We start from the raw sequence: 26,657 nt of genomic DNA, 5'->3' as shown, positions 1-26,657 counted from the left end.
CGGGTCGGGGGCGGGTCTACTCGGTGTCCTGCCGGGTGGTCAGCACGACCTCGCGCTCGCCGAGCGGCGCGTCCAGCTCGGCCGTCAGCGGCGGGTAGCGGATGTCCATGGTGCAGACCTGCTGGTCGGCGCGCGTGGTCTCGACCAGCACGACCTCGACGGTGTCGGGGCCCTGCGCGGCGATCTCGACGCTCGCCTTGCCGCAGCCGGCCTCCTGCGCGAGGACGCCGAGCGTGCTGCCGTCGCCCTCGGTCCACACGGTCTTGGGCGTGTCCTCCGGCACGGCGCTCCCGTCGACCCGCTCGTCCGGCACCTCGACGCCGCCCGGCGGCACGGGGCTCTCGAACTCCGGTTGCTCGGGTGCGGACGTGGTCGGCGAGGCCGACGTGGTCAGCGTCGGGCCGCCCTCGGCACCGACCGGCGTCGGGCTGGACGAGGCGCAGCCGACGAGCGCGACCAGCAACGCGCCCGCGCCAACAGCGGTTCCCAGGCTTCTCATGTGCAGAGGACGGAACTCGCTCGGCGCCGGGTTGCCCGGTCCTTTTGACAGTTACCCGTCCGGGTGAGTGAACGGCGGTGTGCGCCGCGTGATCGGCGCACACCGCCTCCCGGGCTCAGCCCAGGGCGCTCTTCACCCCGGCCACGGCGTGCCGCAGCGCGTCCAGCCGCCGGGCCGAGGCCAGCCCCGCGTGGTACAGGTGGAACTCCTCGACGCCCGCCTCGGCGTAGGTCAACCACTCCTTGAGCAGCTCCTCGCCGTCCGCCGGCTTCGGCGGCAGCGCCAGCACGTACGCGGCGGTGCGCACGTCACCCGCTTCCGCGCGCAGCGCGGCGATGGCCGGCAGCGACGCGTCGACACCCGGCCAGCAGGTCAGGGTGAGCACGTCGACGTCGGCGCCGACGCCACCGGCGACCGTGGCGAACGGGCCGGTGCCCCACGGGTCCGCGGTGGCGTGCACCGCGACGCGCACCCCCGGGGCCTGTGACCGGACCAGCCCGACCAGCTCCCGGCGCAGGGAGCGCGAGAGGTCCGCGCGCACCTCGCGCACCGGCTCCGCCAGCTCCCCCAGCGCCTCCTCCACGCTGCCCGCGCCCCGGTCGACCCCGGTGCGGACCGCTTCGCGCAGGCCCTCCGGGTCGGGGTGGCGGTCGGCGCAGGCCGAGCAGAAGCACAGGGACAGCAGCTTCTGCTGGACGGGCGTCCAGTCCGCGCCGTCGGTCTTCTCGTGGTGCCCGCCGTGGAAGAAGCCGAGCGGGCCGCACGCCTCCAGCACCACGCCGTCCGGCCGGCCCAGCTCCAGCACCTCGGACACCAGCGTCCGGGTGTAGGCGACCACGTCGTCGTGGGACGGGCACAGCGCGTACGGGTAGGGGTCGCCGAAGGCGTTGCGCACCACCAGGTCGGGGTTCGCCTCGCCCAGCCGGCTGCTGTGGGTCAGCACGGTCCACGCGTACACCGGCAGCCCGGCGGCCCTCAGCGCCTCCGACGCCTCGCCGTAGGTGTTGTCACCGTCCACCCAGGACGGTGCGGCGGGCGCCAGCCGCGCGCCGCGCCAGGCCTCCTCGCGCACCGGCAGGTAGAACGCGGCGTGCCGCGCGTCGACCATGCGGCGCAGGGGGTTGAACGGGGTCGCGGCGCGCACGGTGTGGTACGACGAGGCCAGGGCCACGGCGTCCACGCCGAGCGACGCCACTCGCTCGACCGCGGCCGGGTCCCCGACCACGTCCCAGGGGTACAGGTGGGCAACGGTCCTCACCACCGCGGGCGCTTCCTCTCGTAAGACGGGTCGTGCCGTCGCATGTAACCGGTGTCGTCGCGTTGGACGAGACCGCACTCCCGGTAGTTCTCGGCCGCCCGCGCGAGCGCGTCGCGGTCCAGCTCCACGCCGAGGCCCGGCGCGGTGGGCACCGCCACCGCGCCGTCGACGAAGGTGAACGGCTCGGTGATCACGTCGTCCGCCGAGTTCCACGGGTAGTGCGTGTCGCACGCGTAGTTCAGGTTCGGCGTGGCCGCGGCCAGGTGGGTCATGGCGGCCAGGCTGATCCCGAGGTGCGAGTTGGAGTGCATGGACAGGCCGATGCCGAACGTCCGGCAGATCGCCGCCAGCTCCTTCGACCGCGACAGCCCGCCCCAGTAGTGGTGGTCGGACAGGACGACCTGCACGGCGCCCTTCTCGACGGCCTCCGCGACGTGCTCGAACGCGATCACGCACATGTTCGTGGCCAGCGGCATGGACGCGCCCGCCGCGACCTGCGCCATGCCGTCGATGCCGGGCGCCGGGTCCTCCAGGTACTCGACCACGCCGTCCAGCTCGGCCGCGACCTTGAGCGAGGTCTCGGGCGTCCACGCCGCGTTGGGGTCGAGCCGCAGCGGATGGTCCGGGAACGCCTCGCGCAGGGCGTGGATCGCCTCGACCTCCAGGTGCGGCGCGTACACGCCGCCCTTGAGCTTGATCGAGCCGAAGCCGTGCTCGCCGATGAGCATCCGGGCCTGGGTGACGACGCCGGCGGGGTCCAGCGCCTCGCCGAACCCGTCGTGCTCCGCCTCCGGGTGCCCGGCCCACTTGTAGAACAGGTAGGCGCTGTACGGGACGGCGTCGCGGACGCGCCCGCCCAGCAGGTCGCTGACCGGGCGACCCAGCGCCTTGCCCCGGATGTCCCAGGTGGCGACCTCGAAGGAGGAGAACACCCGGTCCACCGTGGACTCGACGGTCAGCGGCCCGGTCAGGCCGTGCCGGTCCGAGCCCGCCTCGCCGCCCAGGGCCGCCGCGACCCGCGCGTGCATCCCGTTGAGGTCGTGGACGTCCAGGCCGGTCAGCGCGGGCGCGGCGGTGCGCACGCGGTTGAGGTGGCCGATGTCGCCGTAGGTCTCGCCCAGGCCGGAGACGCCCTCGTCGGTGTGGACCTCGACGATCGTGCGCAGCGCCCACGGCTCGTGCACGCCCACCGAGTTCAGCAGCGGCGGGTCGCGGAAGGCCACCGGCGTGACGGTGACGTCGGTGACCTTCATGAGGCGATGCTCCGGCCGGCGGCCACTACCTTCTCCAGTTGCGCCACGTGCTCCGGCGTCGGGTCGAGCAGCGGCGCGCGGACGCCGCCGACGTCCAGGCCGGTGGCCCGCACGGCGGCCTTGACCAGCGCCACCGCGTAGCCGGGCACCTGGTCACGCAGCTCGACGAGCGGCTTGTAGAACTCGTTCAGGTAGCGGCTGACCAGGGCCTGGTCACCGTCCTGCACGGCGCGGTAGAAGCCGAGGGAGATCTCCGGCGCGAACGCGAACACCGCCGACGAGTACAGGTCGACGCCGATGCCCCGGTACGCCGGCACGGTCAGCTCCGCGGTGGGCAGGCCGTTGAAGAACTGGAACGGCTTGCTCACGTGCTGCCGCACCGACAGCACGATGCGCTGGAGCAGGTCGACGTCGCCGAGCCCGTCCTTGAAGCCGACCACGGTCGGCAGGCACGCGACCTCGACCGCCGTCTCCGGCGTGAACACCGCGTTGTTGCGCTGGTAGACGATCAGCGGCAGGTCGGTCGCGCCCGCCACCTCCGTGACGTACCGGACCAGGCCCTTGGCCGGGTTGGTCACCAGGTACGGCGGCAGGAGCAGCACGCCGTCGGCGCCCGCGCCCTTCGCCGCCTCCGCGAACCGGCGCGCGGTGGGCACCGGTCCGCCCGCGCCCGCGAACACCGGGACCCGGCCCGCCGTGGCCTCGACCGCGACGGCCACCGCCCGGTCGAACTCCGCGAGCTCCAGCGCGTGGAACTCGCCCGTGCCGCAGGCGACGAACACGCCGCCCGCGCCCGCCGCCACCCCGCGCTTGACGTGCTCGGCCAGCACGTCCTCCGCTAGCGCGCCGTCCGCGTCGAACGGCGTCACCGGGAAGAACAGCACCCCATCGAGTTGCATACCCAGACCTTCATCCTTGATCGCTCCGGTGGTGATCCCACGCCGGAAGGACTTCCGCGGCGACCGGCGCTGCACGAACGCCGGCGCCGGCAACGCTCCGGCTGCCGCGCCCCGCGCCGCACCGGGTCGTCCGAGCACGACGGCGGTGTGGTGGGCGGCGCGGCGGCCGGTGGGTCGGCGGCGGTGGTCCGGGGGTGGCCGGAGCCGCTCCCGGACCTCGGTGGAACCGAAGACCGCGACCCCACCCGGCGCGGGCCCGCCCCGCGGTGGGGCGGCCCGGGGCTACCGCGATGCCGGCCGCGGTCGTGCGGTGACGACCGCGGGCCTCCTCCCCCGCCGGCGCGCAGGCGGCGAACGTGCCGGCGGCGAGGTGGAGCGGAAGGGCGCGGGCGGTGGTGCGCACCGGGTGGCACCCGCCGCGGTCGTCGACCGCGGTTCGGGGTGCGGCCGGGTGGCTGTCCGCCGGGTCGGCTGAGCCGGTCAGGCCGGTCGGGCCGGCCTTGCCGATCAGGTCGGTCGAGCCGGCTGAGCCGATCGAGTCAGCCAGACCGGTCGGACCAGCCGAGGCAGCCGAGCCGGCCGGACCGGTTGAGCCGACCTTGCCGGTCGGGCCGGTCGGGCCGGCCGAGTCGATCGGCTCGGTCACGCTGACCGGCCCGATCAGGCCGGCCGGGTCGACCGGTGGACCGGCGGGGTCCGGCGCGACCGGCTCACCCGCGGTGGACGGCCCGGTTGCGGACCGCTGCGCGGCGAGCCGGGGAGCACCTGTTCCCGTGGGTGTTCCCGTGAGGCGACCCCGGCGGGGTCGCCTCACGGGGTGGGCGGCGACGGCACCGCCGCCACCAGCCGTCGCCCCCACGTCATGAGCGGTGCGGAGCGCGGTCACCGGACCGGCTCCCACTCGCCCGGGTGACACCCGGGCGCGGTGCGCCGCTGGATCGGCTCGTCGAAGTCGGCCAGGATCGCGGTGCGGACCCCCGTGGAGCTCCGGGTGGTCGCACCGGTGGTGCGCGGCGAGGGGGCGGAGGAGGGCAGGGCGGATCCCGGCGCGGCCTGCGCAGCGGCAGCATCGACGGACCGGCGGGGAGATCCCATGAACCCTGGCTCCTGTCCACATCCTCGTCGTTCATATATGTGAAGCGGGGTCGTACTTGTGAACGTACTGGCCGGACTGTAAGAATCGGCGCAGCGACGTGTCAAGTGCGTTGCGGCAACGTTTCCCGTGGAGGATCAGGTGACTTCTCCCGCGTCACCCGCTCGGCCGAACGCGGTCAAGTCGGCCGATCGGACAGTGGAACTGCTGGAAGTGCTGTCGGCCTCGGACCGGCCGCTGACGCTGACCGAGCTGCACCGCGAGCTCAGCTATCCCAAGTCGAGCCTGTACATGCTGTTGCAGACGCTGGTGGCGCGCGGCTGGGTCGAACTGGACCAGACCCGCGGCACGTACGGCATCGGCGTGCGCGCGCTGCTGGTCGGCACCTCGTACCTCGACCACGACCCGGTGGTGCAGGTCGCCATCCGGGTGATGGAGCAGGTGCGCCGGGAGATCAACGAGACGGTGCACCTGGCGCGGCTCGACGGCGGCGACGTGGTCTACCTCGCCAGCCGCGAGTCGGAGCACCACCTGCGGGTGGTCTCCCGCGTCGGCCGCCGGCTGCCGGCGCACTCGACGTCGCTGGGCAAGGCCCTGCTGGCGGCGCGGGCGCCCGCCGAGGTGGACGCGATCCTGCCCGCGCGGCTGGAACCGCTGACGCCCAACACCATCGTGGAACGCCCGGCGCTGCACGCGCAGCTGGCCGGGTTCCGGTCGGTGGGGTACGCGCACGAGCGCGAGGAGAACACCCCCGGCCTGGGCTGCTACGCCGTGGCCCTGCCCTACCGCAACCCGGTGCTCGACGCGATGAGCTGCTCCGTGCCGCTGGGCCGGCTCGACCCGGAGCACGAGCGCCAGGTCATCGACGCGCTGCTGCACGGCGCGCGCACCATCACCGAACTGCTCCGCCAGTTCGGCCGCTGAGACCCACCTCCTCGGAAAGGGCTGCACGTGACCGCACGAATCCTGATCACCGGCGCCGCAGGCACGGTCGGCACGCTGATGCGCACCCGGTTGGCCGCGCCCGACCGGGTGCTGCGCCTGCTGGACATCGCGCCGCTGCCGGCCGCCGCGGACGACGAGCGGGTGGAGCTGGTGACGGCGTCGGTGACCGACCAGGCCGCGATGGACGCGGCGTGCGAGGGCGTGGACGCGGTGATCCACCTGGGCGGGCACAGCCTCGAACGCCCGTGGGCCGACATCCTCGACGTCAACATCAACGGCACGCACGTGGTGCTGGAGGCGGCGCGGCGGGCCGGTGTCGGCCGCGTCGTGCTGGCCAGCTCCAACCACGCCGTCGGGTACCACCGGCGGGGCGAGGGCGAGGCGCCCGACGAGCTGTTCCCGCTGCCCGACACGTACTACGGCGTGAGCAAGGTGGCGATGGAGGGGCTGGGCGGCCTCTACGCGTCGCGGTACGGCATGGACGTCATCGCGGTGCGCATCGGGTCGTGCTTCGAGAAGCCCCGGGACTTCCGGATGCTGTCGACGTGGCTGTCGCCCGACGACGGCGCCCGGCTGTTCGAGGCGTGCCTGGCGGCGCCGTCGCCGGGCTTCCGGGTGATCTGGGGCGTCTCGGACAACACCCGCCGCTGGTTCTCCCTGGCCGGCGCCGAGGCGCTCGGCTACAAGTCCGCGGACGACTCCGAGGTCTACGCCGAGGAGGTCATCGCGGCGAAGGGCGAACCCGCGGCGGACTCGCCGGCGCGCGTCTACGTCGGCGGCGCCTGGTGCAGTTCGGACTTCGACACGGCAGTGAAGGAATTCGGTCGGTGAGCAGCGTTCAGGGGTACGACCCGCGTACCGGACAGCCCCACGGGGACCCGATCCCGGAGACGACGGACACCGAGGTCGACGCGATCGCCCGCGCGGCGGCCGCCGCGTTCGGGCCGTGGTCGTCGCTCTCGGCCGGCGAACGGGCGGACCGCCTCGACGCGGTCGCCGACGCCCTGGACGCGGAGGTGGAGGCGCTGGTCGACCTGGCCGACGCGGAGACCGCGTTGGGCCGGCCGCGCCTGACCACGGAGCTGAAGCGCAGCACGAACCAGTTGCGGCTGTTCGGCGACGTGCTGCGCGAGGGCAGCTGGGTGGAGGCGACGCTGGACTCGCCGAACCCGGACATCATCCCGCCGCGCCCGGCGCTGCGCCGCCTCCTCCGCCCGCTCGGGCCGGTCGGGGTGTTCGCCGCCTCGAACTTCCCGTTCGCGTTCTCGGTGATGGGCGGCGACTCGGCCTCCGCGCTGGCGGCCGGCTGCCCGGTGGTGCTGAAGGCGCACCCGTCGCACCCGGGCACCTCGCACGAGACCGCGCGCGTCGTCGCCGGCGTGCTGCCGGAGGGCGTCTTCGGCATCGTGCACGGCCAGCGGGCCGGCGTGGCGCTGGTCGAGCACCCCTCGATCAAGGCGGTCGGCTTCACCGGGTCCACCGCGGGCGGCCGGGCGCTGTTCGACCTCGCCTCCGCCCGCCCCGAGCCGATCCCGTTCTACGGCGAGCTGGGCAGCGTCAACCCCACCGTCGTCCTGCCGGGGGCGGCCGCGGCCCGGCCCGAGGCGCTCGCCGCCGAGTTCGCCGGCTCGCTGACGCTCGGGGTCGGCCAGTTCTGCACCAACCCGGGCCTGCTGTTCGCGCCGGAGTCGCTGGTGCCCGCGCTGGGCGAGGCGGTGTCCGCCGCGGTCGGCGGCCCGATGCTCAACGAGCGCATGTGCGACGCCTACCGCTCGGGCACCGACGGGCTGGGCGCGTCCGGCCTGGTGTCGCCGATCGGCGAGGGCACCGCGCCCGACGAGGGCTGGAGCGTGCCGCCCCGCCTGTACTCGGTGCCGCTGGCCACCTTCGCGGACAACCTGGAGAAGCTCACCGAGGAGCACTTCGGGCCGGCGGCGGTCGTGGTCACCTACTCCTCCCCCGACGAGCTGCTCGGCGTGCTGCCTCGCCTGCCCGGGTCGCTCACCGGCACTCTGCACGCCGACGACACCGAGCACGACGTGGCCGGTCGCGTCGCCGAGGCCCTGCGGCCCGTGTCGGGTCGGCTCATCTTCAACGGGTGGCCGACCGGTGTCGCGGTGGCGTGGGGGATGCACCACGGCGGGCCGTGGCCGGCGACCACGAGCGCGCTGCACACCTCGGTCGGCGCCACGGCGATCCGGCGCTGGCTGGGCCCGGTGACCTACCAGTCCTGGCCCGAGGACCTGCTGCCGCCGGAGCTCCAGGCGGGCAACCCGCTCGGCATCCCGCGCCGCGTGGACGGCGTGCTGGGCGTGCACTGAGGGCCTGGGCGGGCCCGGGGCCACAGCCTCCCGGGCCCGCCCGACCTCGCGAGTCGAACACCCAGGTCCACCTTGTCGAACGCTCAGGACCCCCGAGTTCCACGTTCGCGCCACGTGAAGGCGACCGCGTTGTCCCGGGCCCACTGCGCGGAGGCGCGGGCCGGGCGGCCGAGGACCCGCTCGACGTCGGGGCTCACCCGCCGCTCGTCGGCGGACGGCGCGGTGACGGTGCGCCCCGCGCGGACCGCGCCGGCCCACCGGAGGGCGTTGGAGGCGAAGCCGCCCGGCCCCAGCACTGTCCACTCAGGACTCAACTGTCGAACGGCCTGCTCCGGGTGCGCCGGGTGCCGACGCCCTGGGAGGACAGCAGCACGACCCGCCGCACGCCGGCGGACCGCGCGGCGCCGAGGACGTCGCGGAGGTCGCCGCCCGAGCCCGGGTACTCGCCGGTGGTTGGCAGGAACAGCGCCTCCGCCCTCAGTCCGATCACGACGCGGTGAAGCTGCTATCGCGGAGCTGGCAGGCACCCGGGGGAAGTACCGGGCCGGAGGTGGGGAAGTGATCGGGAACACAGCGGAGCCGGCGCGGTCCACGGTGGACGGAGCGGGCCCTTCACGCCCCGTGGTCCACCCGACACCGACGGGTGCGGCCCTGGCGGGCCCCCGCGCCCGCCAGGGCCTGGCCGACGAATCCGCCGCCCAAACCGGTTCGTTGAAAAAATCACCCTCTCGGGTGAACACTGTCATCCCCCGCGCAGCGTCCGGAATCCCGGGCGGAACGGTGGGAACCGCCAACGCGGTGACGACCGGACCCGATCGGTGTTGCGCCGACCGGCCCAGGACCTCACCGCCGGGGGTGAAGCCGAACCGCCCGCGGTGGGGTGGCGAGGGGGCCGCACCGGTGCGGACGGCGGCCGTCGGAGGTGGTCAGGGTTGTCGGAGAGAGGTGAGGAAAGCCCGGAAAGGACGGTCTGCAAAGGTCAGTCTCGGACCGGGTTGCTTGCTGTCCCGGACCAGCGTCGCGACCCGGCCGACGGCCAGTTCGACGCAGTTGTTGCCGGCGCCGGAGTAAGAGCTTCTGCGCCACGTCTTGTCGTTGATCATGAGTCCTTCAGTGCGGTTGCCAGTTTTCTGATCAACGAGGCCGACTCCTTGGGCGACAGGGCGACCTCGCTCACCATTTCCTCGAAGTGCAAGAGGTACTTCTGCACGTCGGCGCGATTGTCCACCCACTTACCGCCACCCGCGTACTCCAGGTAGACGGCCGAGGGCTCGCTGTCCTCGAAGCGGAGGGCGGTCGCGCCGCCGCCGGACATGGTGCCGTGCGCCCCCGCGCCGAACGGCACCACCTGGATGGTGATGTTGTCCTGCCTGCCGACGTCGTGCAAATGCGACAACTGCTCGCGCATCACGGCCGGCCCGCCCACCACGCGGTGCAGGGCGGCCTCGTCGATCACCGCGTGCAGGCGCAGCCCCGGCAGCCTCCGCTGCCGGTTCGCCAGTGCCGCGGCGACCTGGTCCGCCGAGACCGCCGAGTCCATGAACCGCCGCCCGGCGAGCCTGATCGCCGCCGCGTAGGCGGGGGTCTGGAGCAGGCCCGGGATGACGATCATCTCGATCGTGCGCACCTCGGTGGCGTCCGCCTCCTGCCGGGCGTACGTGCGGGCCTCCGGCGTGTAGGCGGCGGCGTACACCAGGCGGGTCCCGTCCTGCTTCGCGTCCTCCCACAGCGCTTCCGCCTCGCGGCGCTCGGCCTCGGTGGCGCCGTACAGGGCGAGTAAGGCGCTCAGTTCGGTCCAACTCGGACTGATGTAGCCGTTCTCCATGCGCGACAGGGTCGACTGCGTCTTGCGCGTCAGGGCGTGGTAGTCGGCCTCGGTCTTGCCGGCGCGCTTGCGCAGCGCGTTGAGGAACTGGCCTAACTTCCGCTTGCGTCGTGTTTGGACGGCTGCCATTCGGGTCTCTCCTCGTCGGAAAAGAACTGGGACCACACTAGTGCCGTTCGGCCGATTGGCCAGTTCACTCGTTCGAGTGCTTATAAGGTGCATATCCGCCCCGATACGATGACCCTGCCGGCGGAGGTGGGCCTACGGCCGCCGACGTCCTGGGACCGGTTCCACACCGGTCCACATGGTCCACAGTGGCCGCGTGGGGACCCGCGTCGCGATCGCGGTGCCGACGGCCCGATCAAGCGGTACGGGTCGGTGGTGACCCTGGACGGCCTCGGCGCGCGAGCTGCCGGCGCGGTTCGACCTGGAGGGGGCGGCCGACCGGCTCGCGGACCGGATCGCGGTGATCGACCACGGCCGGGCCATCGCGCCGGGCACCGCCGCCGGGCCGAAGGGCCGGGTGGGCGGCGGGCGGCCGGAGCCGACCGTCGGCTCGGCGCGGGAGGGGGCGACCGCGCGGGACGCGCCGGCGCCGCCGGCGATCGGGGACGTGATCCGGGTGGTGATCTTCCCGGCGGTGTTCGCGCCGCCGGCCGTGCGCCGGTGCCGCAAGGCGGTCTCGCGGTGAAAGCCCTTGCGGGACAGGGCATCCGCTGTTGTTGACGCCGAAGTAGGCACGGACCCGCCCGCGTGTCAAGAGATGAGGAGGTTTCAAGTCGAACCGGCGATGGGTAGTCCGGTGACATCCGAAGCCGTGAGGAGGCAGAGATGTCCACCGGCACCATCATCGGCGTCATCCTGGTCGTGCTGGTCGTACTGGTCGCGGTGGCGCTGCTGGTCAGGAAGTCCTTGCAGCGCAAGCGGTTGCGCGAGCGGTTCGGCCCGGAGTACGAGCGGTTGATGCAGCGGACCGACAACCGCATGGTCGCCGAACGCGAGCTCGTCGAGCGCGAGCGCGAGCACTCGAAGCTGGAGCTGCGCCCGCTCACGCCGGCGTCCCGCGACAGCTACGGGCGCAACTGGACGCGCGTGCAGGAGCAGTTCGTCGACTCGCCGGCCGACGCGGTGAGCCAGGCGGACCGCCTCGTGACCGACCTGATGGCCGAACGCGGCTACCCCACCGAGGGGTACGAGCGCCAGGCGTCGCTGCTGTCGGTCGAGCACGCCCGCGCCATCGAGCACTACCGCGAGGCGCACTCGATCTCCCAGCGCCACGAGCGCGGTGACGCCTCCACGGAGGACCTCCGCAACGCCATGGTCCACTACCGGGCCCTGTTCGAGGACCTGCTGGGCGACCGCCACGAGGGCGGGCGCCGGGAAGGAGCGCGGTGATGACCGAACGTCGCCTGAGCACCGAAGACCTCGCGGCGCCTCACGGGGCGGGCCGGCAGTGGCCGGCCCGGCAGGACGGCGCGATCGTGCCCCAGGCGGGTGAGACCCGCGACGAGCGGCATGACGACACCGTGGGTCATGGCACCGCCGACCACGACACCAGGGACCGCGGCACCGTGGCCCACGACACCAGCGACTACGACATCGCCGACCGCGACACCAAGGACCGCGACATCGACGAGTCCGAGGCGGTCGGGCACGAGCGCCCCAGTGAGGATCGCCTCGGTGAGGATCGCCTCCGTGAGGATCGCCTCCGTGAGGATCGCCTCGGTGAGGATCGCCTCGGTGAGGACCCGCTCGACGAGCACCGGGTCGACCGCGAGCCGGTCGAGCCCTCGGCGATCTCCACGACGGCGGGCGACGCCTCGCTGTTCGACACCGAGGACTCGGCGAACTACCAGGCGGAGTGGCGCGCGTTGCAGGCCGACTTCGTCGACGACCCGCGAGAGGCCGTGCAGCGGGCCGACGAGCTGGTCGCCCAGGTGATCCAGAACCTGGCCACCACGTTCGCCGCGCGCAAGAGCTCGCTGGAGGGCCAGTGGCAGCAGGGTGGTCAGGTCGACACCGAGGAGCTGCGCCAGGCCCTCAAGCGCTACCGCTCGTTCTTCGACCGCTTGCTGTCCGTGTGACCCGCGGTCCCGGGGCTTGACCCGGCAGGGGTGGGAGGCTCCCCGTTGTGCGTCTGGCGACCCAGGTGCACAACGGGTGAACCACCTCTAGCCGGGCAGCTCCCGGATCTCCATCTCCAGCACGTCGATCTCGTCGGTGACCGCCTCGTCCAGCATCCGGTCGAGCAGCTCGGCGCAGTCGCCGGAGGCGACCCCGAACCGCGGCACCAGCTCCCACCACACCGCGGGGTTGTTCCAGAACGACCCGGAGCCCTGGTCGACGCCCTCCAGGCACCTGAGGCGAGGGTCGTCGTCCGCCAGCCGCCGCACGAAGTCGATCAGCCGGGCGAGCGCGTTCGGGTTGAGCACCGGGACGGCCCCGTACCCGCGCAGGCAGTCTTCGAGCTCCGCCAGGAACTCTTCCTTGAACGTCACGGCGCCACCCCCGGTTCCCCCGCGGCGCTGCGGGTGAGGAGGACTCACGTCCCTGCGCACCAACGGTACCCCCGCAAGGGCACGCCCAAATTCCTGCCAACGGGCGTTTCCGGGGCGCCGGCCACCGATCTTCACCCGACAGGGCGCGTCCGTTGCGGGTACAGGTCCACAGTGGACCGCAGGCCCCGCGTCCCCGCCGTCAGCCCGAGCGGAGGCGCGCGGCGAAGCTGAACCGGTCGCCCCGGTACAGCGAGCGGGCCCGTTCGACCGGTTCGCCGCCGGCGTCGTAGGACACGCGGTGCAGCAGGAGCATCGGCAGCGCCGGGTTCGTGCCGATCAGCAGCGCCTCGCGCGGGGTGGCGAGCACGGTCTCGACGCGTTCCTCGGCCTCGGTGAACTCCACCCCGAGCCGGTCGCGCAGGCACGCGTACAACGAGGTCGTCGGGTCGAACACGTCCAGCAGCGTCGGGAACCGGGCGGCGGCCAGGTAGGTCGACTCCAGCCCGACCCGCTCGTCGTCGGCCAGCAGCACGCGCTCCAGGTGGACGACTTGGTCGCCGCGCCGCACCCGCAGGTCCCGGGCCAGCACGTCGTCGGCCGGCAGGTGCTCGACGGTGATCACGCCGCGCGCCGGGGCCACGCCCTGGCGGCGCATCCCCTCGCTGTAGCTGACCAGCGACAGCGGCTGCACGAGCTTGGGCGGCGCGACGTAGGTGCCGCTGCCCTGCCGCCGTTGCAGCCTGCCCTCCATGACCAGCTCGCCGACGGCCTGGCGGAGGGTCACCCGCGACACCGAGAACCGCTCGGCCAGGTCACGCTCCGACGGCAGGGCCGTGCCCTCCCCCAGCGCCTCGATGAGCCACAGCAGCTCGGTCTTGACCGCGTAGTAGCGGGGCACGCGACCGTGTTCGGGGACGCCCGCGCGGACTGGTCCGTCCGCGCGGTAGTGGGGCAAGGGGCGCGATGTGGGCACCACGCGAGCCTACGGGCGCGTCCGCGCCGGTCAGACCGCTGACGGGGTGGGTTCCGCTCACGGGACGAGGGCGGGTGGTTCGGGAATGGCGTAACCGGATTCCCCCACGTTGGCCTCCAGGGATTTGCGCCACTCGCCGGAATCGATCATCTTCTGAACGGCCGCCGTGATCTTCGCCTTGCTGTCGGAGTCGCCCTTGCGCATCCCGATCCCGTATTCCTCCTTGCTGAAGGGCTTGTTGACCACCCTGAGCAGCTCGGGGTTCTGCGCGGCGTAGCCGGCGAGGATCACGTCGTCGGTCGTCAACGCGTCCACCTGCTCGGCCAGCAGCGCGGTGACGCAATCACTGAAGTTGGCGTACTCCACCAGCTGCACGGACTGCGCGAACCGGTCCTTCACGTGCTGCGCCGAGGTGGTGTTGGTGACCGAGCACAGCTTGAGGTTGCCCGAGTCGAGCGACTCGGGGCCGGTGATGCGCTCGTCGGTGAGCCGGACCAGCAGGTCCTGCCCCGCGACGAAGTAGGGGCCGACGAAGTCGATGACCTCCTCGCGCTTGTCGGTGATGGAGTAGCTCGACACGACGAGGTCGGCGGCGCCGCCGGTGAGCAGGCTCTCGCGGTCGGCGGGGATCGCCTCGACGAACGTGATGCCGTTCTCCTCGACCCCCAGCTCCCCGGCCACGTAGCGGGCCACGTCCACGTCGAAGCCGCGGTGCGTGCCGTCGAGCCGGCGCACGCCGAGCCCCGGCTGGTCGTACGCCACGGCGATGGTGAGCCGGCCGGCGCTGTCCGCCTTCCCGGCGACGGTCGTGGCGTCGCCTGAGGAGCACGATGCGAGGACAAGCGCGGCGGAACACGCGACCGCGAGGGCGCGCAGGTGTGCCAGAGCCATTCTTCCCCTTTTCGGGTGCCTTCCTCGGATGTGCGGAACCTAAGCGGCGAAAGGGGGTCCGTCCATAGGCGCGGCGAAAATGGGAATTCATGATCGTTCAAGGGTCACGGCGGGGTGCGGAATCGTGACGGCGCGGGTGGGGACCGTTCCGGCGGGTCCCGTTCAGGGGAACGGGCTCACAGGGACGGACCGGGCGAACGCAGGCGCCGCGGGCCGGTGTCGTGCAGGGACGGCGGCGGGCCGAGGGTGACGCGCGCGCTGCTGACGTACGCGCCGGCCGCGCTGGCGAGCACCGGTTCCAGGGCGACCTCCCGGACCTCGGGGAAGTCCTCGGCGAGCGCGGCGAGCCGCAGCACGAGTTCCTGGAGGGCGACCAGGTCGGCCGGTTCGTCGCCGCGGTAGCCGGCGAGCAGCGGGGCGGCCTTCGGCGCGCGGACGAGCGCGGCCGCGTCGGCGTCGGTGAGCGGGACGGCCCGGTACGCGCGATCGCCGAGCAGGTCGCTGACCAGCCCGGACAGCCCGAAGGACAGGAGGGTGCCGAACGAGGGGTCGTCCTGGAGGCCGAGCACGCAGGAGATGCCCTTGGGCGCCATGCGCTGCACGTACACGTCGGGCCGGTCGGAGACCTCGGCGAGCATCGCGTGAGCGCTGCGCACGGCCTCGTCGCCGGCCAGGTCGAGGCGCACGCCGACGAGGTCGGTGCGGTGGCGCAGCCGGTCGTCGGTGGACTTCAACGCCACCGGGTAGCCGAGTTCGGCGGCGGCGCGGGCGGCGTCGTCGGCGGAGGACACCACGCGGAACGGCACGACGTCCACCCCGTAGCAGGCCAGCAGCCGCACGGCGGTGTCGTCGTCGAGGCGCCGCTCGCCGGTCTCGTCCAGCCGCAGCTCCGCCACCAGCCGCTGGGCGGTGTCGGCGTCGATGCCGTCGGGCCGGGTGAAGGCGCCCTGCGGCGCGGCGCGCCAGCGCGCGTAGCGGGTCGCCCTGGCCAGGGCGAGCACGGCGCGCTCCGGGCTCGGGTAGGACGGCACGGAGCCGCGTCCGGGCGCGCCGCCGGGCCCGGGGACGGCCAGCTCGTCCGGCACGCCCTCCACGGCGAGGAAGGTGGAGGCGATGGGCTTGGTGCGCCCGCCGCGTTCGACGACCTCGCGCAGGGCGCGGGCGAACGCCGTGCCGGGCACGGTCAGCGGCGGCACGAACACGACGACCAGCGCGTCGGCGCCGGGGTCCGCCAAGGCCTCCTCGACGGCGGCGGCGAACGCCTCGGGCCCGGCCTGCGCGCCCACGTCGACGGGGCCGCCCGCCAGCTCCAGGCCCTGGGCGAGGGCGGTGTCGGCGGCCAGCAGCCCGATCGCGGTCGAGTTGCCGACGACGGCCACGCGCGGCCCGGCGGGCAGGGGCTGGTGGGCCAGCAGCAGGGCGGTGTCGAACAGCTGGGCCAGCGACTCGACGCGGATGACGCCCGCCTGCTCGAACAGGGCCTGCACGCTGGCCTCGTCGACGGGCACGGAGGTGGCGGCGAGCGCGGGCGTGACCGCGTGCCGCCCGGACTTCACCGCGACGATCGGCTTGGTGCGGCCGAGCCTGCGGGCGAGGCGGGCGAACTTGCGCGGGTTGCCGAACGACTCCAGGTACAGCAGGACCACGTCGGTGGCCGGGTCGGTCTCCCAGTACTGGAGCAGGTCGTTGCCGGAGACGTCGGCCCGGTTGCCCGCGGAGACGAACGTGGACAGGCCGAGGCCGCGCTGGGCGGCGGTGGCGAGGATGGCGGTGCCGAGCGCGCCGGACTGGCAGAAGAAGCCGGTGCGGCCGCGGACGGGGAGCGAGGGCGCGAGGGTGGCGTTGAGGCGCACCCCCGCGTCGGTGTTGATCACGCCGAGGGCGTTGGGGCCGACCACGCGCATGCCGTGGGCGCGGGCCTCGGCGACGAGCCTGCGTTCCGCGCTCAGGCCGCCGGGACCGGTCTCGCGGAACCCGGAGGTGACGACGACCAGCGCTTTCACGCCCTTGGCGAGGCAGGCGTCCATGACCTCGTCCACGCGCGGCGCGGGCACGGCGACCACGGCCAGGTCGACGTCGTCGGGGATGTCGAGCACGGAGGGGTAGGCGCGGACGCCGCGCACGGAGCGGTGCTCGGCGTTGACCGGGTAGACGGGGCCGGCGAAGTTCGCGGTGAGCAGGTTGGTCAGCACCGCGTGGCCGATCTTGGTGTCGTCGGTGGAGGCGCCGATGACCGCGATGGAGCGCGGGTGCAGCAGGTTGTGCACGCTGCGCGCCTCGGCGGCCTGCTCGCGGGCGCGGGCGACCTCGACGGACTGGTCGGTGGGGTCGATGTCGAACTCCAGGTGCAGCGCGCCCTCGTCGAAGGCGCGGCTGACGCTGTAGCCGGCGTCGCGGAAGACGCGCACCATCTGGCCGTTCTCGGCGAGCACCTCGGCGGTGAAGCGGCTGAGGCCACGCTCGCGGGCGGCGGCGGCCAGGTGCTCCAGCAGGATCGAGCCGAGGCCGCGGCCCTGGTGGGGGTCCTCGACCACGAAGGCGACCTCGGCGGAACCGCCGCCGCCGAGCCGGTCGTAGCGGCCGACCGCGACGATGTCGTCGCCGAGGAGCGCGGCGAGGGCGACGCGGTCGCTGTGGTCGACGGTGCTGAAGCGGTCGAGGTCGCGCTTGGGCATGCGCGGGTAGGGGCCGAAGTAGCGGAAGTAGCGGGTGCGCTCGGACAGCCGGCCGTGGAAGGCGAGCAGGCGTTCGGCGTCGTCGGGGGTGATCGGGCGCAGGTGGACCGTGCCGCCGTCGCTGAGCACGACGTCGGCCTCCCAGTGTCTCGGGTAGTCGAACGGGTCCACCGGTGATCAGTCCCTCGGGTCGTCGGGGTCCAGGCCGTGCAGCGGGAACAGCGCGCGCCGGGTGTCCCTGACCGCCAGGTCGGCGGGGGTGTCCAGCTCACCGCCCCACGGCTGGAAGTCGGTGTCGGCTTCGTCGGTCATGCTCGTCGGCAGGGGCCGGTCCGGTGCGAGCGCGGCGGCGTGGGAGATCCAGTCGGCGGGCAGCGGCGCGTTCGGGTCGAGGTCGCGGTCCAGGACGGTGGCCAGCAGGTGCGTCCAGCTGCGGGGCACCACGCGCAGCAGCTCGTACCCGCCGCCGCCGAGGGCGAGCCACTTGCCGCCGGCGACCTCGTCGGCCAGGTCGCGCAGGCGGCGGTAGATGGCGCGGTGGCCGTCCACGGTGAGCGACAGGTCGGCCAGCGGGTCCTCGCGGTGGGTGTCGACGCCGCACTGGGTGACCAGCAGTTGCGGGCGGAAGGCGCGCAGGAGGGCGGGCACGGTGGCGTGGAAGGCGCGCAGCCACGTGCGGTCGTGGGAGCCGGCGGGCAGGGCGAGGTTCACGCTGGTGCCCTCCGCGCCCCGGCCGCCCAGCTCGGCCGGGCGGCCGGTGCCCGGCCACAGGGTCAGCGGGCTCTGGTGCAGGGAGACGGTGAGCACGCGCGGGTCGTCGTAGAAGGCGGCCTGCACGCCGTCACCGTGGTGCACGTCGGTGTCGACGTAGGCGATGCGGTCGAAGCCGTTGTCGAGCAGCCACGAGATCGCCACGGCGCAGTCGTTGTAGACGCAGAAGCCGGCGGCGTGGTCGCGCATGGCGTGGTGCAGGCCGCCGGCGATGTTGACGGCCCGGTCGGCCTCGCCGCTCGCGATCCTGCGCGCCGCGGCCAGCGAACCGCCCACGACCAGCGACGACGCCTCGTGCATCCGGGTGAACACGGGGTTGTCCGGGGTGCCGAGGCCGTGGCCGACGTCCCAGCCGGCCATCGGCGCGGCGCGCACGGCGTTGAGGTAGGAGGGCTCGTGGACGCGTTCGATCTCGCGGTCCGGGGCCGGGTCGGGCGAGATCAGGTCGACGCCGTCCAGCACGCCCAGCGCCGAGGCGAGCCGGACGGTCAGGTCCAGCCGGACGGGGTTGAGCGGGTGGTCCCCGCCCAGGTCGTAGCCGAGGAAGGACTCGTCCCAGACGACAGCGGCTGCCTTGCCCATGTCGGCAACCTAACCCACGCGGGGCCCGGTGGTGCGGTCACAGGTTGGTCGCCCCGGGCGTGGGGGTGCGTCGGCGGCACCTAGAGTCTGCCCCGGGTCCGCCGGCACGAGGCGAGCTCACGACCGCGGCCACCACGGTGGAACCGCGCACGCCGGAACGAGGTCAGAACGACATGCACCTGCGACGAGTCCCCGCCCTGACCGCTGCGCTGGCCCTGGCGCTCACCTTCGGCCTCTCCGCGTGCGCGACGACGGTCACGGGCAAGCCGCTCGCCGCCGCGGGCGGTGCGCGGTCGGAGTCCGGGTCGGAGGAGAGCACGTCCAGGAAGCCGTCGTCCACGCGGACCTCGGAGCCGAGCTCGACGCGGAAGCCCGAGACCACGGGGCGGCAGGCGCCGGACGGCGACGTCAAGATCACCACCGAGAAGAAGACCGAGGGTTACGACGACTGCTCGGTCCTCTCGCCGCAGGAGGTGGCCGCCGCGGTGGGTGCGGCGAAGGGCGGCGAGCCGGGGTGCGTGCAGAGCACGGAGGACCCGTTCACGGTGGTGCTGTTCATGCTGACGCTGGCCGAGCACGAGGGCGAGGCGCGCCCGATCGAGGTCGGCGGCAACACCGCGTACGAGGTCAAGGACGGCAGCGGCGACTGCACGGTGATGATCATGCTGACCGACGACCCGGACGTGATCACGCCGGCGTTCATGGCGAGCGTGTCCTCCCTCGACGGCGCCGACCCGTGCCCGATGGCGCTGAACCTGGCCACGAAGGCCTTCGAGAAGATCCCCAACGCATAACGCGAAGGTCGCGAGTCGTACGCCCAGGTCCGTCGTGTCGTACGCCCAGGACCGGTGAGTTCACCGTTCGCGCACCCGCACGCCCCACCGGGATGTCGGTGGGGCGTGCTCGGGCTGGTGTCGGGGTGCTCGATTCGCCCGGGCGTCGGAGTTGCGCGCGTCGAGCCCTGGACCGCGCGTCCTGAACGTTGAACTCGGGGGTCCTGAGCGTTCGACACGGTGGACCTGAACGTTCGACTCGCGCGTTCTGGGCGTACGACTCGCGCGTTCTGGGGGTACGACTCGCGCGGGTGCTAGGGGGTTGGGCCGGTGGCGGTTGGGCGGGTGGGGTCGCTCGACCACTGGGACCAGGAGCCCGGGTAGAGGGGGGCCGGGGTGGTGGGCGAGGTGAGGCCGGCCACCTCCAGGGCCAGGACCACCGAGCTGGCCGTCACGCCCGAGCCGCAGTAGGCGGCCACCGGGCGGTCGGGGGTGACGCCGAGGGCGGTGAAGCGCTCCGCCAGGGCGGTGGCGGGCAGCCAGCGGCCGTTCGCGGTGTGGCCGGCGGTCGGCGCGTTCAGGGCGCCGGGGATGTGGCCGGCGCGCGGGTCCACCGGTTCGGTCTCGCCGCGGTAGCGCTCGGGGGCCCGCGCGTCGAGCAGGGCGCCGGGGAAGGTCGCGGCCTCGTCGGCGGTGATGGTCGGCATGGAGCCGGGGCGGACGGTGATGTCGCCGGGTTCCGGGGCGGGCACGTCGGTGGTCACCGGGCGGCCCTCGGCGGTCCAGGCCGCGAAGCCGCCGTCCAGCACTGCCACCTCCGGGTGACCTGCCCAGCGCAGCAGCCACCACGCGCGGGCGGCGATCGACCCGTCGGCCGCGTCGTAGGCCACTACCGGGTGAGATTCGCGGACGCCCGCGGCCCGGAGCGCGGCCTGGAGGACGGCGGGGTCGGGCAGCGGGTGGCGGCCCCCGTCACCGGGCGGTGAGGCGAGTTCCGCGTCCAGGTCGACGTAGACGGCACCGGGGAGGTGCCCGACCTCGTAGTCTTGGTGTCCCGGAGGTCCGCCCAGCCGCCAGCGGACGTCGAGCACGACCGGGGGTTGCGCGCCGTCCAGGGCTGAGGCCAGGTCGTCGGTGCTGATCAGTGGATGCACGGCACCATCCTGCACCCGCAGTCGGCCGACTAGCATTGACGCCATACGTAAGGGGAGCGGGTGTGAACGACCTCATCGACACCACGGAGATGTACCTCCGCACTATTTACGAGCTCGAAGAAGAGGGAGTGGTCCCTCTGCGCGCCCGCATCGCGGAGCGGCTGAACCAGAGCGGCCCGACGGTGAGCCAGACGGTCGGCCGCATGGAGCGCGACGGCCTGGTCGTCGTCGCCGACGACCGCCACCTGGAGCTGACCGAGCAGGGCCGCAACCTGGCCATCGCGGTCATGCGCAAGCACCGGCTCGCCGAGCGGCTGCTGGTCGACATCATCGGCCTGGAGTGGGAGCACGTCCACAGCGAGGCGTGCCGCTGGGAGCACGTGATGAGCGAGGCGGTCGAGCGCAAGCTCGTGAAGCTCCTCGGCAACCCCACCACCTCGCCCTACGGCAACCCCATCCCCGGTCTGGACAAGCTGGGCGACGGCGAGCCCGCGCCGCCCGCGGAGGCGGACCTGCTGCGCCTGGACGAGGTCGCGCGGCGCGGCGGCGGTCGCGTCGAGGTGCGCCGGATCGCCGAGCACGTGCAGCTCGACCCGGACCTGATGGCGGACCTGAAGGCCGCCGGCGTGGTGCCGGGCGGCACGGTGGAGATCGACCCGCTGTCCGGGGCCAAGGTCGTCCAGGTGCGCGGCAACGGCACCACGGCGGAACTCGACCCGGCGGTCGCGCACGCCGTGCTGGTGCAGGCGCGGTGAGGCCTGCGCGGCGCGCGACCACGGCGTTCACGCGGCTGCACGGCGCCGCGCCCGCCGGCGTGTGGTCCGCGCCCGGTCGGGTGAACCTGATCGGGGAGCACACCGACTACAACGACGGTTTCGTGCTGCCGTTCGCGCTGCCGCACCGGACCGCCGTGGCCGCCTCGCCGCGGGACGACGGCCTGCTCCGCGTGGCGACGCTGGGTGACGACGGTGGTGTGCGGCACGCCGCGCCGGTCGCGGTCGCGGACCTGGAGCCCGGCGAGGTGACCGGGTGGGCCGCGTACCCGGCCGGGGTGGCGTGGGTGCTGCGCGACCAGGGCGTGACGGGCGGGGCGGACCTGGTGATCGCCGGCGACGTGCCGGCGGGCGCGGGCCTGTCCTCGTCGCACGCGCTGGAGTGCGCGGTGGCGCTGGCGCTGCTGGGCCTGGCCGACCGGCCGGTCGACGACCTGCCGCGGGTCGCGCGGTGGGTGCAGCGGGCGGAGAACGACTTCGTGGGCGCGCCCACCGGGTTGCTGGACCAGACCGCGTCGCTGTGCTGCACCGAGGCGCACGTGCTGTTCCTGGACGTGCGGTCCTTCGAGTCCGAGCAGGTGCCGTTCGACGCCGCCGCGCACGACCTGGAAGTGCTGGTCGTGGACACGCGGGCGAGCCACTCGCACACCGACGGCGGCTACGGCGCGCGCCGGGCCGGGTGCGAGGAGGCGGCCGGCCTGCTGGGCGTGCCCGCGCTGCGCGACGTCGAGGAGGACGGGCTGGACGCGGCGCTGGACCGGCTGCCCGAGCGGTTGCGCCCGCTGGTGCGGCACGTGGTGACGGAGAACGCGCGCGTGCTCACGGCCGTGGACCTGCTGCGCGCCGACAAGCTGGCCGAGCTGGGTCCGCTGCTGGACGCCTCGCACGCGTCGTTGCGCGACGACTACCGGGTGTCCGCGCCGGAGTTGGACGTGGCGGTGGACGCCGCGCGGTCCGCGGGCGCGCTGGGCGCCCGGATGGTCGGCGGCGGTTTCGGCGGGTCCGCGATCGCGCTGGCGCCGGTGGCCGAGCACGACCGGGTGGTGCGGCGGGTCGTGGACGCGTTCGCCGAGCGCGGCTGGCAGGCGCCGCGGACGTTCACGGCGGTGCCCTCGGCGGGCGCCGGCCGGGATGAACCAGAAAACTGACGAAAGCGGGGAACTGAAGGTGAAGCTGCTCGTCACGGGCGGTGCCGGCTACGTGGGCAGTGTCTGCGCGGCCAGGCTGGTGGAGTCCGGGCACGAGGTGGTCGTGCTGGACGACCTCTCGACCGGGCACGCGGACGCGGTTCCCGAGGGTGCCCGGCTGGTCGAGGCGGGCATCGACGAGGCGATCGGCGGGCTGCTCGCGGAGGGCTTCGACGGCGTGCTCCACTTCGCCGCCAAGTCCCTGGTCGGCGAGTCCATGCAGGACCCGGCCAAGTACTGGCACGGCAACGTGGTCACCTCCCTGCGGCTGCTGGACGCCATGCGCGAGCACGGCACCCCGCGCCTGGTGTTCTCCTCCACGGCGGCGACCTACGGCGAGCCGGACCAGGTGCCGATCCCGGAGACCGCGCCGACGCGGCCGACCAACACCTACGGCGCGACCAAGCTCGCCATCGACCACGCCATCACCGGCTATGCCGGCTCGCACGGCATCGCCGCGGTGTCGCTGCGCTACTTCAACGTGGCGGGCGCCCACGGCCGCTTCGGCGAGCGGCACGGAGTGGAGACCCACCTGATCCCCCTGGTGCTCCAGGTCGCGCTCGGGCAGCGCGAGCAGATCCAGGTCTACGGCGAGGACTGGCCGACCGAGGACGGCACCTGCGTGCGCGACTACATCCACGTCTCCGACCTGGCCGACGCGCACCTGCTGGCCCTGGAGCACGCGACCCCGGGCGAGCACCGGATCTACAACCTGGGCAACGGTTTCGGCTTCTCCGTCAAGCAGGTCGTCGACGCCTGCCGCGAGGTCACCGGCCACCCGATCCCGGCGGTCGTGGCGCCGCGCCGCGCCGGCGACCCGGCGGTGCTCGTGGCCTCCAGCGAGAAGGCCCGCACCGAGCTGGGGTGGAAGCCCGAGCGGACCGACATGGTCGGGATCGTGCGCGACGCCTGGGAGTTCACCCGGTCGCTGCGGGGGGCGTGATGACCGGCGAGATCACCGAGGCCGGGTTCGGGGACCTGACCGCGTTCACCGAGATGCCCCGCATCACGTCGCTGGCGCTGTCGCCGGACGGCACGCGGCTGGTGACCGCGGTGGCCGGGCTGTCACCGGACGGCAAGGCGTGGCAGACCGCCCTGTGGGAGGTCGACCCGGCGGGCGGGCGCCCGGCGCGGCGGTTGACGCGCGGCGCGAAGGCGGAGGGCTCGCCCGCGTTCACGCCGGACGGCGGGCTGCTGTTCGTCTCGGCGCGGCCCGACGCGGAGGCCGGGCCCGGCAAGGACAAGCCGAAGGACCAGGCCGCGCTGTGGCTGCTGCCGCCGACCGGTGAGGCGCGCGAGCTGTTCCGGCCCGCCGGTGGCGTGGCGGGCTTCGCGGTGGCGCGGGACGCGGGCACGGTGCTGCTCGTGTCGGGCGCCCACTCGACGGCGGAGTTCGGCGAGCGGGACGAGGAGGCGCGCAAGGCCCGCGAGGACGCCGGCGTGACCGCGATCCTGCACGAGTCCTACCCGATCCGGTACTGGGACGCCGACCTGGGCCCGAGCTACCCGCGCGTGCTGGCCACCACCGGCCCGGTCGACGCGGACTCGCCGCGCCTGGGCGCGGCGGACCTGGTCGACCTGACGCCGGGCGCGACCGCGCGCCTGGACGACTCGCCCGCCATCAGCCCGGACGGGCGGTGGGTGGTGCGCACCGAGAGCGTCGAGGTGAGCGCGGCGTACGGGGCGCGGGTGCGGCTGCGGCTCGCCGCAGCGGACGGGTCCGCCGACCGCGTGCTGGCCGACCGCGAGGGCCACTCGTTCCTCCAGCCCGCGTTCCTGCCGGACTCGTCGGGCGTGGTCGCGGTGCGGGCGCTCGACTCGACGCCGGACAACCCGTGGCGCAACACCCTGGTGCGGATCTCGCTCGACGGCGAGGTCACCGACCTGGCGCCGGACTTCCCCGAGGAGGCCGAGCACCCGGTGGTCGGCCCGGACGGCTCGGCGGTGTACTTCACCAGCAGCCACCGGGGTCACCAGCCGGTGTGGAAGCTCGACCTGGTGTCGGGCGAGGTGGTGAAGCTGACCGCGAGCGGCTCGTACACCGACGTCCGGGTCAGCCCGGACGGCTCGACCGTGTACGCGCTGCGCAGCGCGTGGGACCACCCGCCGCAGCCGGTGCGCCTGTCGGCCGCCGGGGTCGACCAGGACGCGGCGCCGCTGCCCGCGCCCGGCGCGGTCGAGTCGCTGCCGGGGACGCTGACCGAGATCGACGTGGTGGTCGAGGACGGGCGCACCGTGCGGGCGTGGCTGGTGCTGCCGACCGGCGCGTCGGCGGAGCGGCCCGCGCCGCTGCTGCTGTGGGTGCACGGCGGTCCGGTGATGAGCTGGAGCGGGTGGAGCTGGCGCTGGAACCCGTGGCTCATGGCCGCGCGGGGGTACGCGGTGCTGCTGCCCGACCCGGCGCTGTCCACCGGTTACGGGCACGACTTCGTGCGCGCCGGCTGGGCCTCGTGGGGCGGCAAGCCGTACACCGACCTGATGGCCATCACCGACGTCGCGGAGCAGCGCGACGACATCGACGACTCGCGCACGGCCGCCATGGGCGGGTCGTTCGGCGGGTACATGTCGAACTGGATCGCCACCCGCACCGACCGGTTCAAGGCGATCGTGACCCACGCGTCGCTGTGGCACCTGGACGCGTTCACCGGCACCACGGACGACTCGTACTACTGGATCCGCGAGATGGGCGACCCGCTGCTCCAGCAGGAGCGGGTGGCGGCGAACTCACCGCACCTGCGGGTGGCCGACATCAGGACGCCGATGCTCGTGATCCACGGCGACAAGGACTACCGGGTCCCGATCGGCGAGGGGCAGCGCCTGTACTTCGACCTCCTGCGCCACGGCGTGCCGGCGAAGTTCCTGTACTTCCCGAGCGAGAACCACTGGATCCTGACGCCGGGCAACGCGAAGGTCTGGTACGAGACCGTGTTCGCCTTCCTGGCCGAGCACGTCCTCGGCGAACCCTGGCGGCGACCGGAGCTGATCTGATCGCTCACCGAGGTCGGTTGGGGCCGGCCGGGGCTCGCCGAGGGCGGTGGAGCACCGAGCCCGCCGGGGTCCGGGTCCTGTTCAGGGCCCGGACCCCGGCGTTTCCCGGTCACCCGTGCTCCTCGCGCCGTCCGGTGCGGCGGCGAGGAGTGCGAGCGGCGGGGAAGGAGCCCGGCCGAGCCGCTCCTTCCCGAACCCCGGTCAGCTGCGCCCACCCGCGAAAGTGATCAACTGCCCTCCCCCGGTGGCCGGACCCAGGCGGACCGGGCGGCCTGCTCGGCCAGCAGGCGGAGTTGCTCCGGGGGCAGGCCCGTGTCCAGGGCTTCCCTCAGCAGCTCGCTGAGGCGGTGGCCCGGGTTGGCCTCCGCGGCCCGTTCCAGGGCCAGGGACGCCAGGCTGCCCATCCCCCGCAGGTACGCCGAGAACGCCAGCAGGGTGGCCGGTTCGGCTCGTTCGGGGGTGGGTGACGCCCTGGTCAGCTCCGTCCACAGCACCTCGGCGTCGGCGGCGTGGTCGCCCACGCAGTAGCCGAGCGACGCGTCGCGCACCAGGGGGTCGGACAGGGCGTGGGCCAGGTCGGCCACCTCCTCGTCGGTCAGCGGGCGCTTGCGGGCGGTGGCCCTGAGCACCTCCGACCTGATCAGGTCGTGGTGGCGGGCCGGCGCCACCTCCTCCGGGTCGGTCACCCGGCGGTTGAGCAGGGCGGCTCGGCGGGACAGCGCTCCCGGCGGGTCGGGTTCCAGCACCTCGGCCATCGCCTCGCGGCTGGGGTGGGTGACGTGGCCGCGGGCGGCGGTGGCGGCGGCCAGGGGTGTGCTCGCCGGGTCCGGGGTGGCGCCGGTGGTGCCCGCGTCGTGGTAGTCGAACCACGGTTCGCCCCTGGCGGTGGCCCGGACCCAGACGGCCAGCACCAGGGGCAGGTCGAGGGCCAGCAGGGCGTCGTCCAGCTCGTCGACCAGCGCGTCGTGCGGCAGGTCCTCGGGCGGGTCGCCCGAGCCGCCGCCGACCACGACGGCCACGGTGGTGGCGCCGCGGTGGCGGGCCGCGGGTGTCAGCAGCCGCTCGACCGGGCCGGCCGGGTGGTCGGGTGGCGGGAGGTCGGCGCGCAGGGTCATGGCCACGGTGTGGTGCTCGACCACGAGCAGCACCACGGAGTCGGCCGGGTGGAAGCCCAGCAGGTGGGGCACGGCGGCGATCAGGTCGCCCGGGTCGTGGAGCCGGGGCGGGAGCAGGAGCTTCGTCATGGAGCCGACTGTGGCGGAGGGCCGCGGCGGGCGCCAGGACGAGGCGCCGGGCTGT

The 26,657-nt window shown here is 73.8% G+C and carries 28 protein-coding genes; 11 read left to right on the top strand and 17 right to left on the bottom strand.

Annotation, left to right across the window (positions count from 1 at the left end):
- Positions 1–16: 16 nt before the first annotated feature.
- The 5 genes from ABD223_RS38450 to ABD223_RS38430 all read right to left on the bottom strand — a co-directional run bounded on the left by ABD223_RS38450 (position 17) and on the right by ABD223_RS38430 (position 5,004).
- Positions 17–499 (bottom strand): hypothetical protein, encoded by a 483-nt coding sequence (locus ABD223_RS38450; RefSeq protein ID WP_344042323.1) that lies wholly within the window; start codon positions 497–499, stop codon positions 17–19.
- Between the two features lie 115 nt (positions 500–614).
- Positions 615–1,760, bottom strand: coding sequence for a hypothetical protein (locus tag ABD223_RS38445; RefSeq protein ID WP_344042321.1), 1,146 nt, complete (start codon positions 1,758–1,760; stop codon positions 615–617).
- Positions 1,754–3,010 carry a glucarate dehydratase family protein gene (locus tag ABD223_RS38440; protein ID WP_344042319.1) on the bottom strand — a complete coding sequence of 419 codons (1,257 nt, stop codon included), beginning with the start codon at positions 3,008–3,010 and terminating at the stop codon, positions 1,754–1,756. The genes ABD223_RS38445 and ABD223_RS38440 overlap by 7 nt, the downstream gene beginning before the upstream one ends.
- Positions 3,007–3,909 carry a 5-dehydro-4-deoxyglucarate dehydratase gene (locus ABD223_RS38435; protein WP_344042317.1) on the bottom strand — a complete coding sequence of 301 codons (903 nt, stop codon included), beginning with the start codon at positions 3,907–3,909 and terminating at the stop codon, positions 3,007–3,009. Before ABD223_RS38435 ends, ABD223_RS38440 begins: the two co-directional genes overlap by 4 nt.
- A gap of 882 nt (positions 3,910–4,791) precedes the next feature.
- Complete coding sequence (locus tag ABD223_RS38430) at positions 4,792–5,004, bottom strand: hypothetical protein (protein ID WP_344042315.1); 213 nt, start codon at positions 5,002–5,004, stop codon at positions 4,792–4,794.
- Between the two features lie 127 nt (positions 5,005–5,131).
- Between ABD223_RS38430 and ABD223_RS38425 the strand changes: the two genes are divergently transcribed.
- The 3 genes from ABD223_RS38425 to ABD223_RS38415 all read left to right on the top strand — a co-directional run bounded on the left by ABD223_RS38425 (position 5,132) and on the right by ABD223_RS38415 (position 8,268).
- Positions 5,132–5,926 (top strand): IclR family transcriptional regulator, encoded by a 795-nt coding sequence (locus ABD223_RS38425; protein ID WP_344042313.1) that lies wholly within the window; start codon positions 5,132–5,134, stop codon positions 5,924–5,926.
- A gap of 78 nt (positions 5,927–6,004) precedes the next feature.
- Positions 6,005–6,778, top strand: coding sequence for an NAD-dependent epimerase/dehydratase family protein (locus tag ABD223_RS38420; RefSeq protein ID WP_380645623.1), 774 nt, complete (start codon positions 6,005–6,007; stop codon positions 6,776–6,778).
- A complete protein-coding gene (locus tag ABD223_RS38415) occupies positions 6,775–8,268 on the top strand; it encodes an aldehyde dehydrogenase (NADP(+)) (protein WP_344042309.1) in 1,494 nt (497 codons plus the stop codon). The genes ABD223_RS38420 and ABD223_RS38415 overlap by 4 nt, the downstream gene beginning before the upstream one ends.
- 83 nt (positions 8,269–8,351) lie before the next feature.
- Here the strand turns inward: ABD223_RS38415 and ABD223_RS38410 are convergent, their stop codons facing one another.
- The 4 genes from ABD223_RS38410 to ABD223_RS38395 form a co-directional block, all read right to left on the bottom strand.
- On the bottom strand, positions 8,352–8,582 hold the full coding sequence (locus ABD223_RS38410) for a hypothetical protein (protein WP_344042307.1): 231 nt from the start codon (positions 8,580–8,582) through the stop codon (positions 8,352–8,354).
- Complete coding sequence (locus ABD223_RS38405; protein WP_344042305.1) at positions 8,579–8,758, bottom strand: hypothetical protein; 180 nt, start codon at positions 8,756–8,758, stop codon at positions 8,579–8,581. The genes ABD223_RS38410 and ABD223_RS38405 overlap by 4 nt, the downstream gene beginning before the upstream one ends.
- 436 nt (positions 8,759–9,194) lie before the next feature.
- On the bottom strand, positions 9,195–9,371 hold the full coding sequence (locus tag ABD223_RS38400; RefSeq protein WP_344042303.1) for a DUF397 domain-containing protein: 177 nt from the start codon (positions 9,369–9,371) through the stop codon (positions 9,195–9,197).
- Entirely contained in the window at positions 9,368–10,222 is an 855-nt protein-coding gene (locus tag ABD223_RS38395) for a helix-turn-helix domain-containing protein (protein WP_344042301.1), read from the bottom strand. Before ABD223_RS38395 ends, ABD223_RS38400 begins: the two co-directional genes overlap by 4 nt.
- 337 nt (positions 10,223–10,559) lie before the next feature.
- Here ABD223_RS38395 and ABD223_RS38390 point away from each other — a divergent pair, with 337 nt between their 5' ends.
- Positions 10,560–10,784, top strand: a complete 225-nt coding sequence (locus tag ABD223_RS38390) for a hypothetical protein (protein WP_344042299.1) — start codon at positions 10,560–10,562, stop codon at positions 10,782–10,784.
- A gap of 140 nt (positions 10,785–10,924) precedes the next feature.
- Positions 10,925–11,488, top strand: a complete 564-nt coding sequence (locus ABD223_RS38385; RefSeq protein WP_344042297.1) for a hypothetical protein — start codon at positions 10,925–10,927, stop codon at positions 11,486–11,488.
- Here ABD223_RS38385 and ABD223_RS43780 read toward each other — a convergent pair.
- Positions 11,419–11,856 carry a pentapeptide repeat-containing protein gene (locus ABD223_RS43780; protein WP_380645605.1) on the bottom strand — a complete coding sequence of 146 codons (438 nt, stop codon included), beginning with the start codon at positions 11,854–11,856 and terminating at the stop codon, positions 11,419–11,421. The genes ABD223_RS38385 and ABD223_RS43780 overlap by 70 nt on opposite strands.
- Positions 11,857–11,964: 108 nt before the next feature.
- On the opposite strand from ABD223_RS43780, the gene ABD223_RS43775 reads away from it, so the two are divergent.
- Positions 11,965–12,177, top strand: coding sequence for a hypothetical protein (locus tag ABD223_RS43775; RefSeq protein ID WP_380645606.1), 213 nt, complete (start codon positions 11,965–11,967; stop codon positions 12,175–12,177).
- Positions 12,178–12,264: 87 nt separating this feature from the next.
- Here the strand turns inward: ABD223_RS43775 and ABD223_RS38375 are convergent, their stop codons facing one another.
- The 5 genes from ABD223_RS38375 to ABD223_RS38355 form a co-directional block, all read right to left on the bottom strand.
- Positions 12,265–12,591, bottom strand: a complete 327-nt coding sequence (locus ABD223_RS38375) for a hypothetical protein (protein WP_344042293.1) — start codon at positions 12,589–12,591, stop codon at positions 12,265–12,267.
- Between the two features lie 199 nt (positions 12,592–12,790).
- Positions 12,791–13,564 carry a GntR family transcriptional regulator gene (locus ABD223_RS38370; protein ID WP_344042291.1) on the bottom strand — a complete coding sequence of 258 codons (774 nt, stop codon included), beginning with the start codon at positions 13,562–13,564 and terminating at the stop codon, positions 12,791–12,793.
- Between the two features lie 57 nt (positions 13,565–13,621).
- Positions 13,622–14,455: a glutamate ABC transporter substrate-binding protein gene (locus tag ABD223_RS38365; protein WP_344042289.1), complete on the bottom strand. Its 834-nt coding sequence runs from the start codon at positions 14,453–14,455 to the stop codon at positions 13,622–13,624.
- 176 nt (positions 14,456–14,631) lie between these two features.
- Complete coding sequence (locus ABD223_RS38360) at positions 14,632–17,301, bottom strand: bifunctional acetate--CoA ligase family protein/GNAT family N-acetyltransferase (RefSeq protein ID WP_344042287.1); 2,670 nt, start codon at positions 17,299–17,301, stop codon at positions 14,632–14,634.
- Positions 17,302–17,307: 6 nt separating this feature from the next.
- Positions 17,308–18,483 carry an acetoin utilization protein AcuC gene (locus tag ABD223_RS38355; protein ID WP_344042285.1) on the bottom strand — a complete coding sequence of 392 codons (1,176 nt, stop codon included), beginning with the start codon at positions 18,481–18,483 and terminating at the stop codon, positions 17,308–17,310.
- A gap of 173 nt (positions 18,484–18,656) precedes the next feature.
- Between ABD223_RS38355 and ABD223_RS38350 the strand changes: the two genes are divergently transcribed.
- Entirely contained in the window at positions 18,657–19,277 is a 621-nt protein-coding gene (locus tag ABD223_RS38350; protein WP_344042283.1) for a DUF3558 domain-containing protein, read from the top strand.
- 293 nt (positions 19,278–19,570) lie between these two features.
- Here the strand turns inward: ABD223_RS38350 and ABD223_RS38345 are convergent, their stop codons facing one another.
- Entirely contained in the window at positions 19,571–20,410 is an 840-nt protein-coding gene (locus tag ABD223_RS38345; protein ID WP_344042281.1) for a sulfurtransferase, read from the bottom strand.
- A 62-nt stretch (positions 20,411–20,472) separates the two neighbouring features.
- Between ABD223_RS38345 and ABD223_RS38340 the strand changes: the two genes are divergently transcribed.
- From ABD223_RS38340 to ABD223_RS38325, 4 genes are read left to right on the top strand one after another with little or no spacing between them, the layout of a single operon-like run.
- Positions 20,473–21,165 (top strand): iron-dependent transcriptional repressor DtxR, encoded by a 693-nt coding sequence (locus ABD223_RS38340; protein ID WP_344042279.1) that lies wholly within the window; start codon positions 20,473–20,475, stop codon positions 21,163–21,165.
- The gene (gene galK, locus ABD223_RS38335; RefSeq protein ID WP_344042277.1) at positions 21,162–22,331 is read left to right on the top strand and encodes a galactokinase; all 1,170 of its coding nucleotides are present in this window, start codon (positions 21,162–21,164) and stop codon (positions 22,329–22,331) included. Before ABD223_RS38340 ends, galK begins: the two co-directional genes overlap by 4 nt.
- 19 nt (positions 22,332–22,350) lie before the next feature.
- Positions 22,351–23,313, top strand: a complete 963-nt coding sequence (gene galE, locus ABD223_RS38330) for a UDP-glucose 4-epimerase GalE (RefSeq protein ID WP_344042275.1) — start codon at positions 22,351–22,353, stop codon at positions 23,311–23,313.
- The gene (locus tag ABD223_RS38325; RefSeq protein ID WP_344042273.1) at positions 23,313–25,358 is read left to right on the top strand and encodes a S9 family peptidase; all 2,046 of its coding nucleotides are present in this window, start codon (positions 23,313–23,315) and stop codon (positions 25,356–25,358) included. Before galE ends, ABD223_RS38325 begins: the two co-directional genes overlap by 1 nt.
- Positions 25,359–25,585: 227 nt before the next feature.
- Here the strand turns inward: ABD223_RS38325 and ABD223_RS38320 are convergent, their stop codons facing one another.
- Positions 25,586–26,602: a DUF4192 domain-containing protein gene (locus tag ABD223_RS38320; RefSeq protein WP_344042271.1), complete on the bottom strand. Its 1,017-nt coding sequence runs from the start codon at positions 26,600–26,602 to the stop codon at positions 25,586–25,588.
- Positions 26,603–26,657: the final 55 nt, after the last annotated feature.

Origin of the sequence: Saccharothrix xinjiangensis (genome assembly GCF_039527585.1) — a bacterium.
In the GTDB taxonomy this organism is placed as follows: domain Bacteria; phylum Actinomycetota; class Actinomycetes; order Mycobacteriales; family Pseudonocardiaceae; genus Actinosynnema; species Actinosynnema xinjiangensis.
The sequence above is the reverse complement of the archived record's forward strand: the minus strand, read 5'-3'. Positions and strand labels throughout refer to the sequence as shown.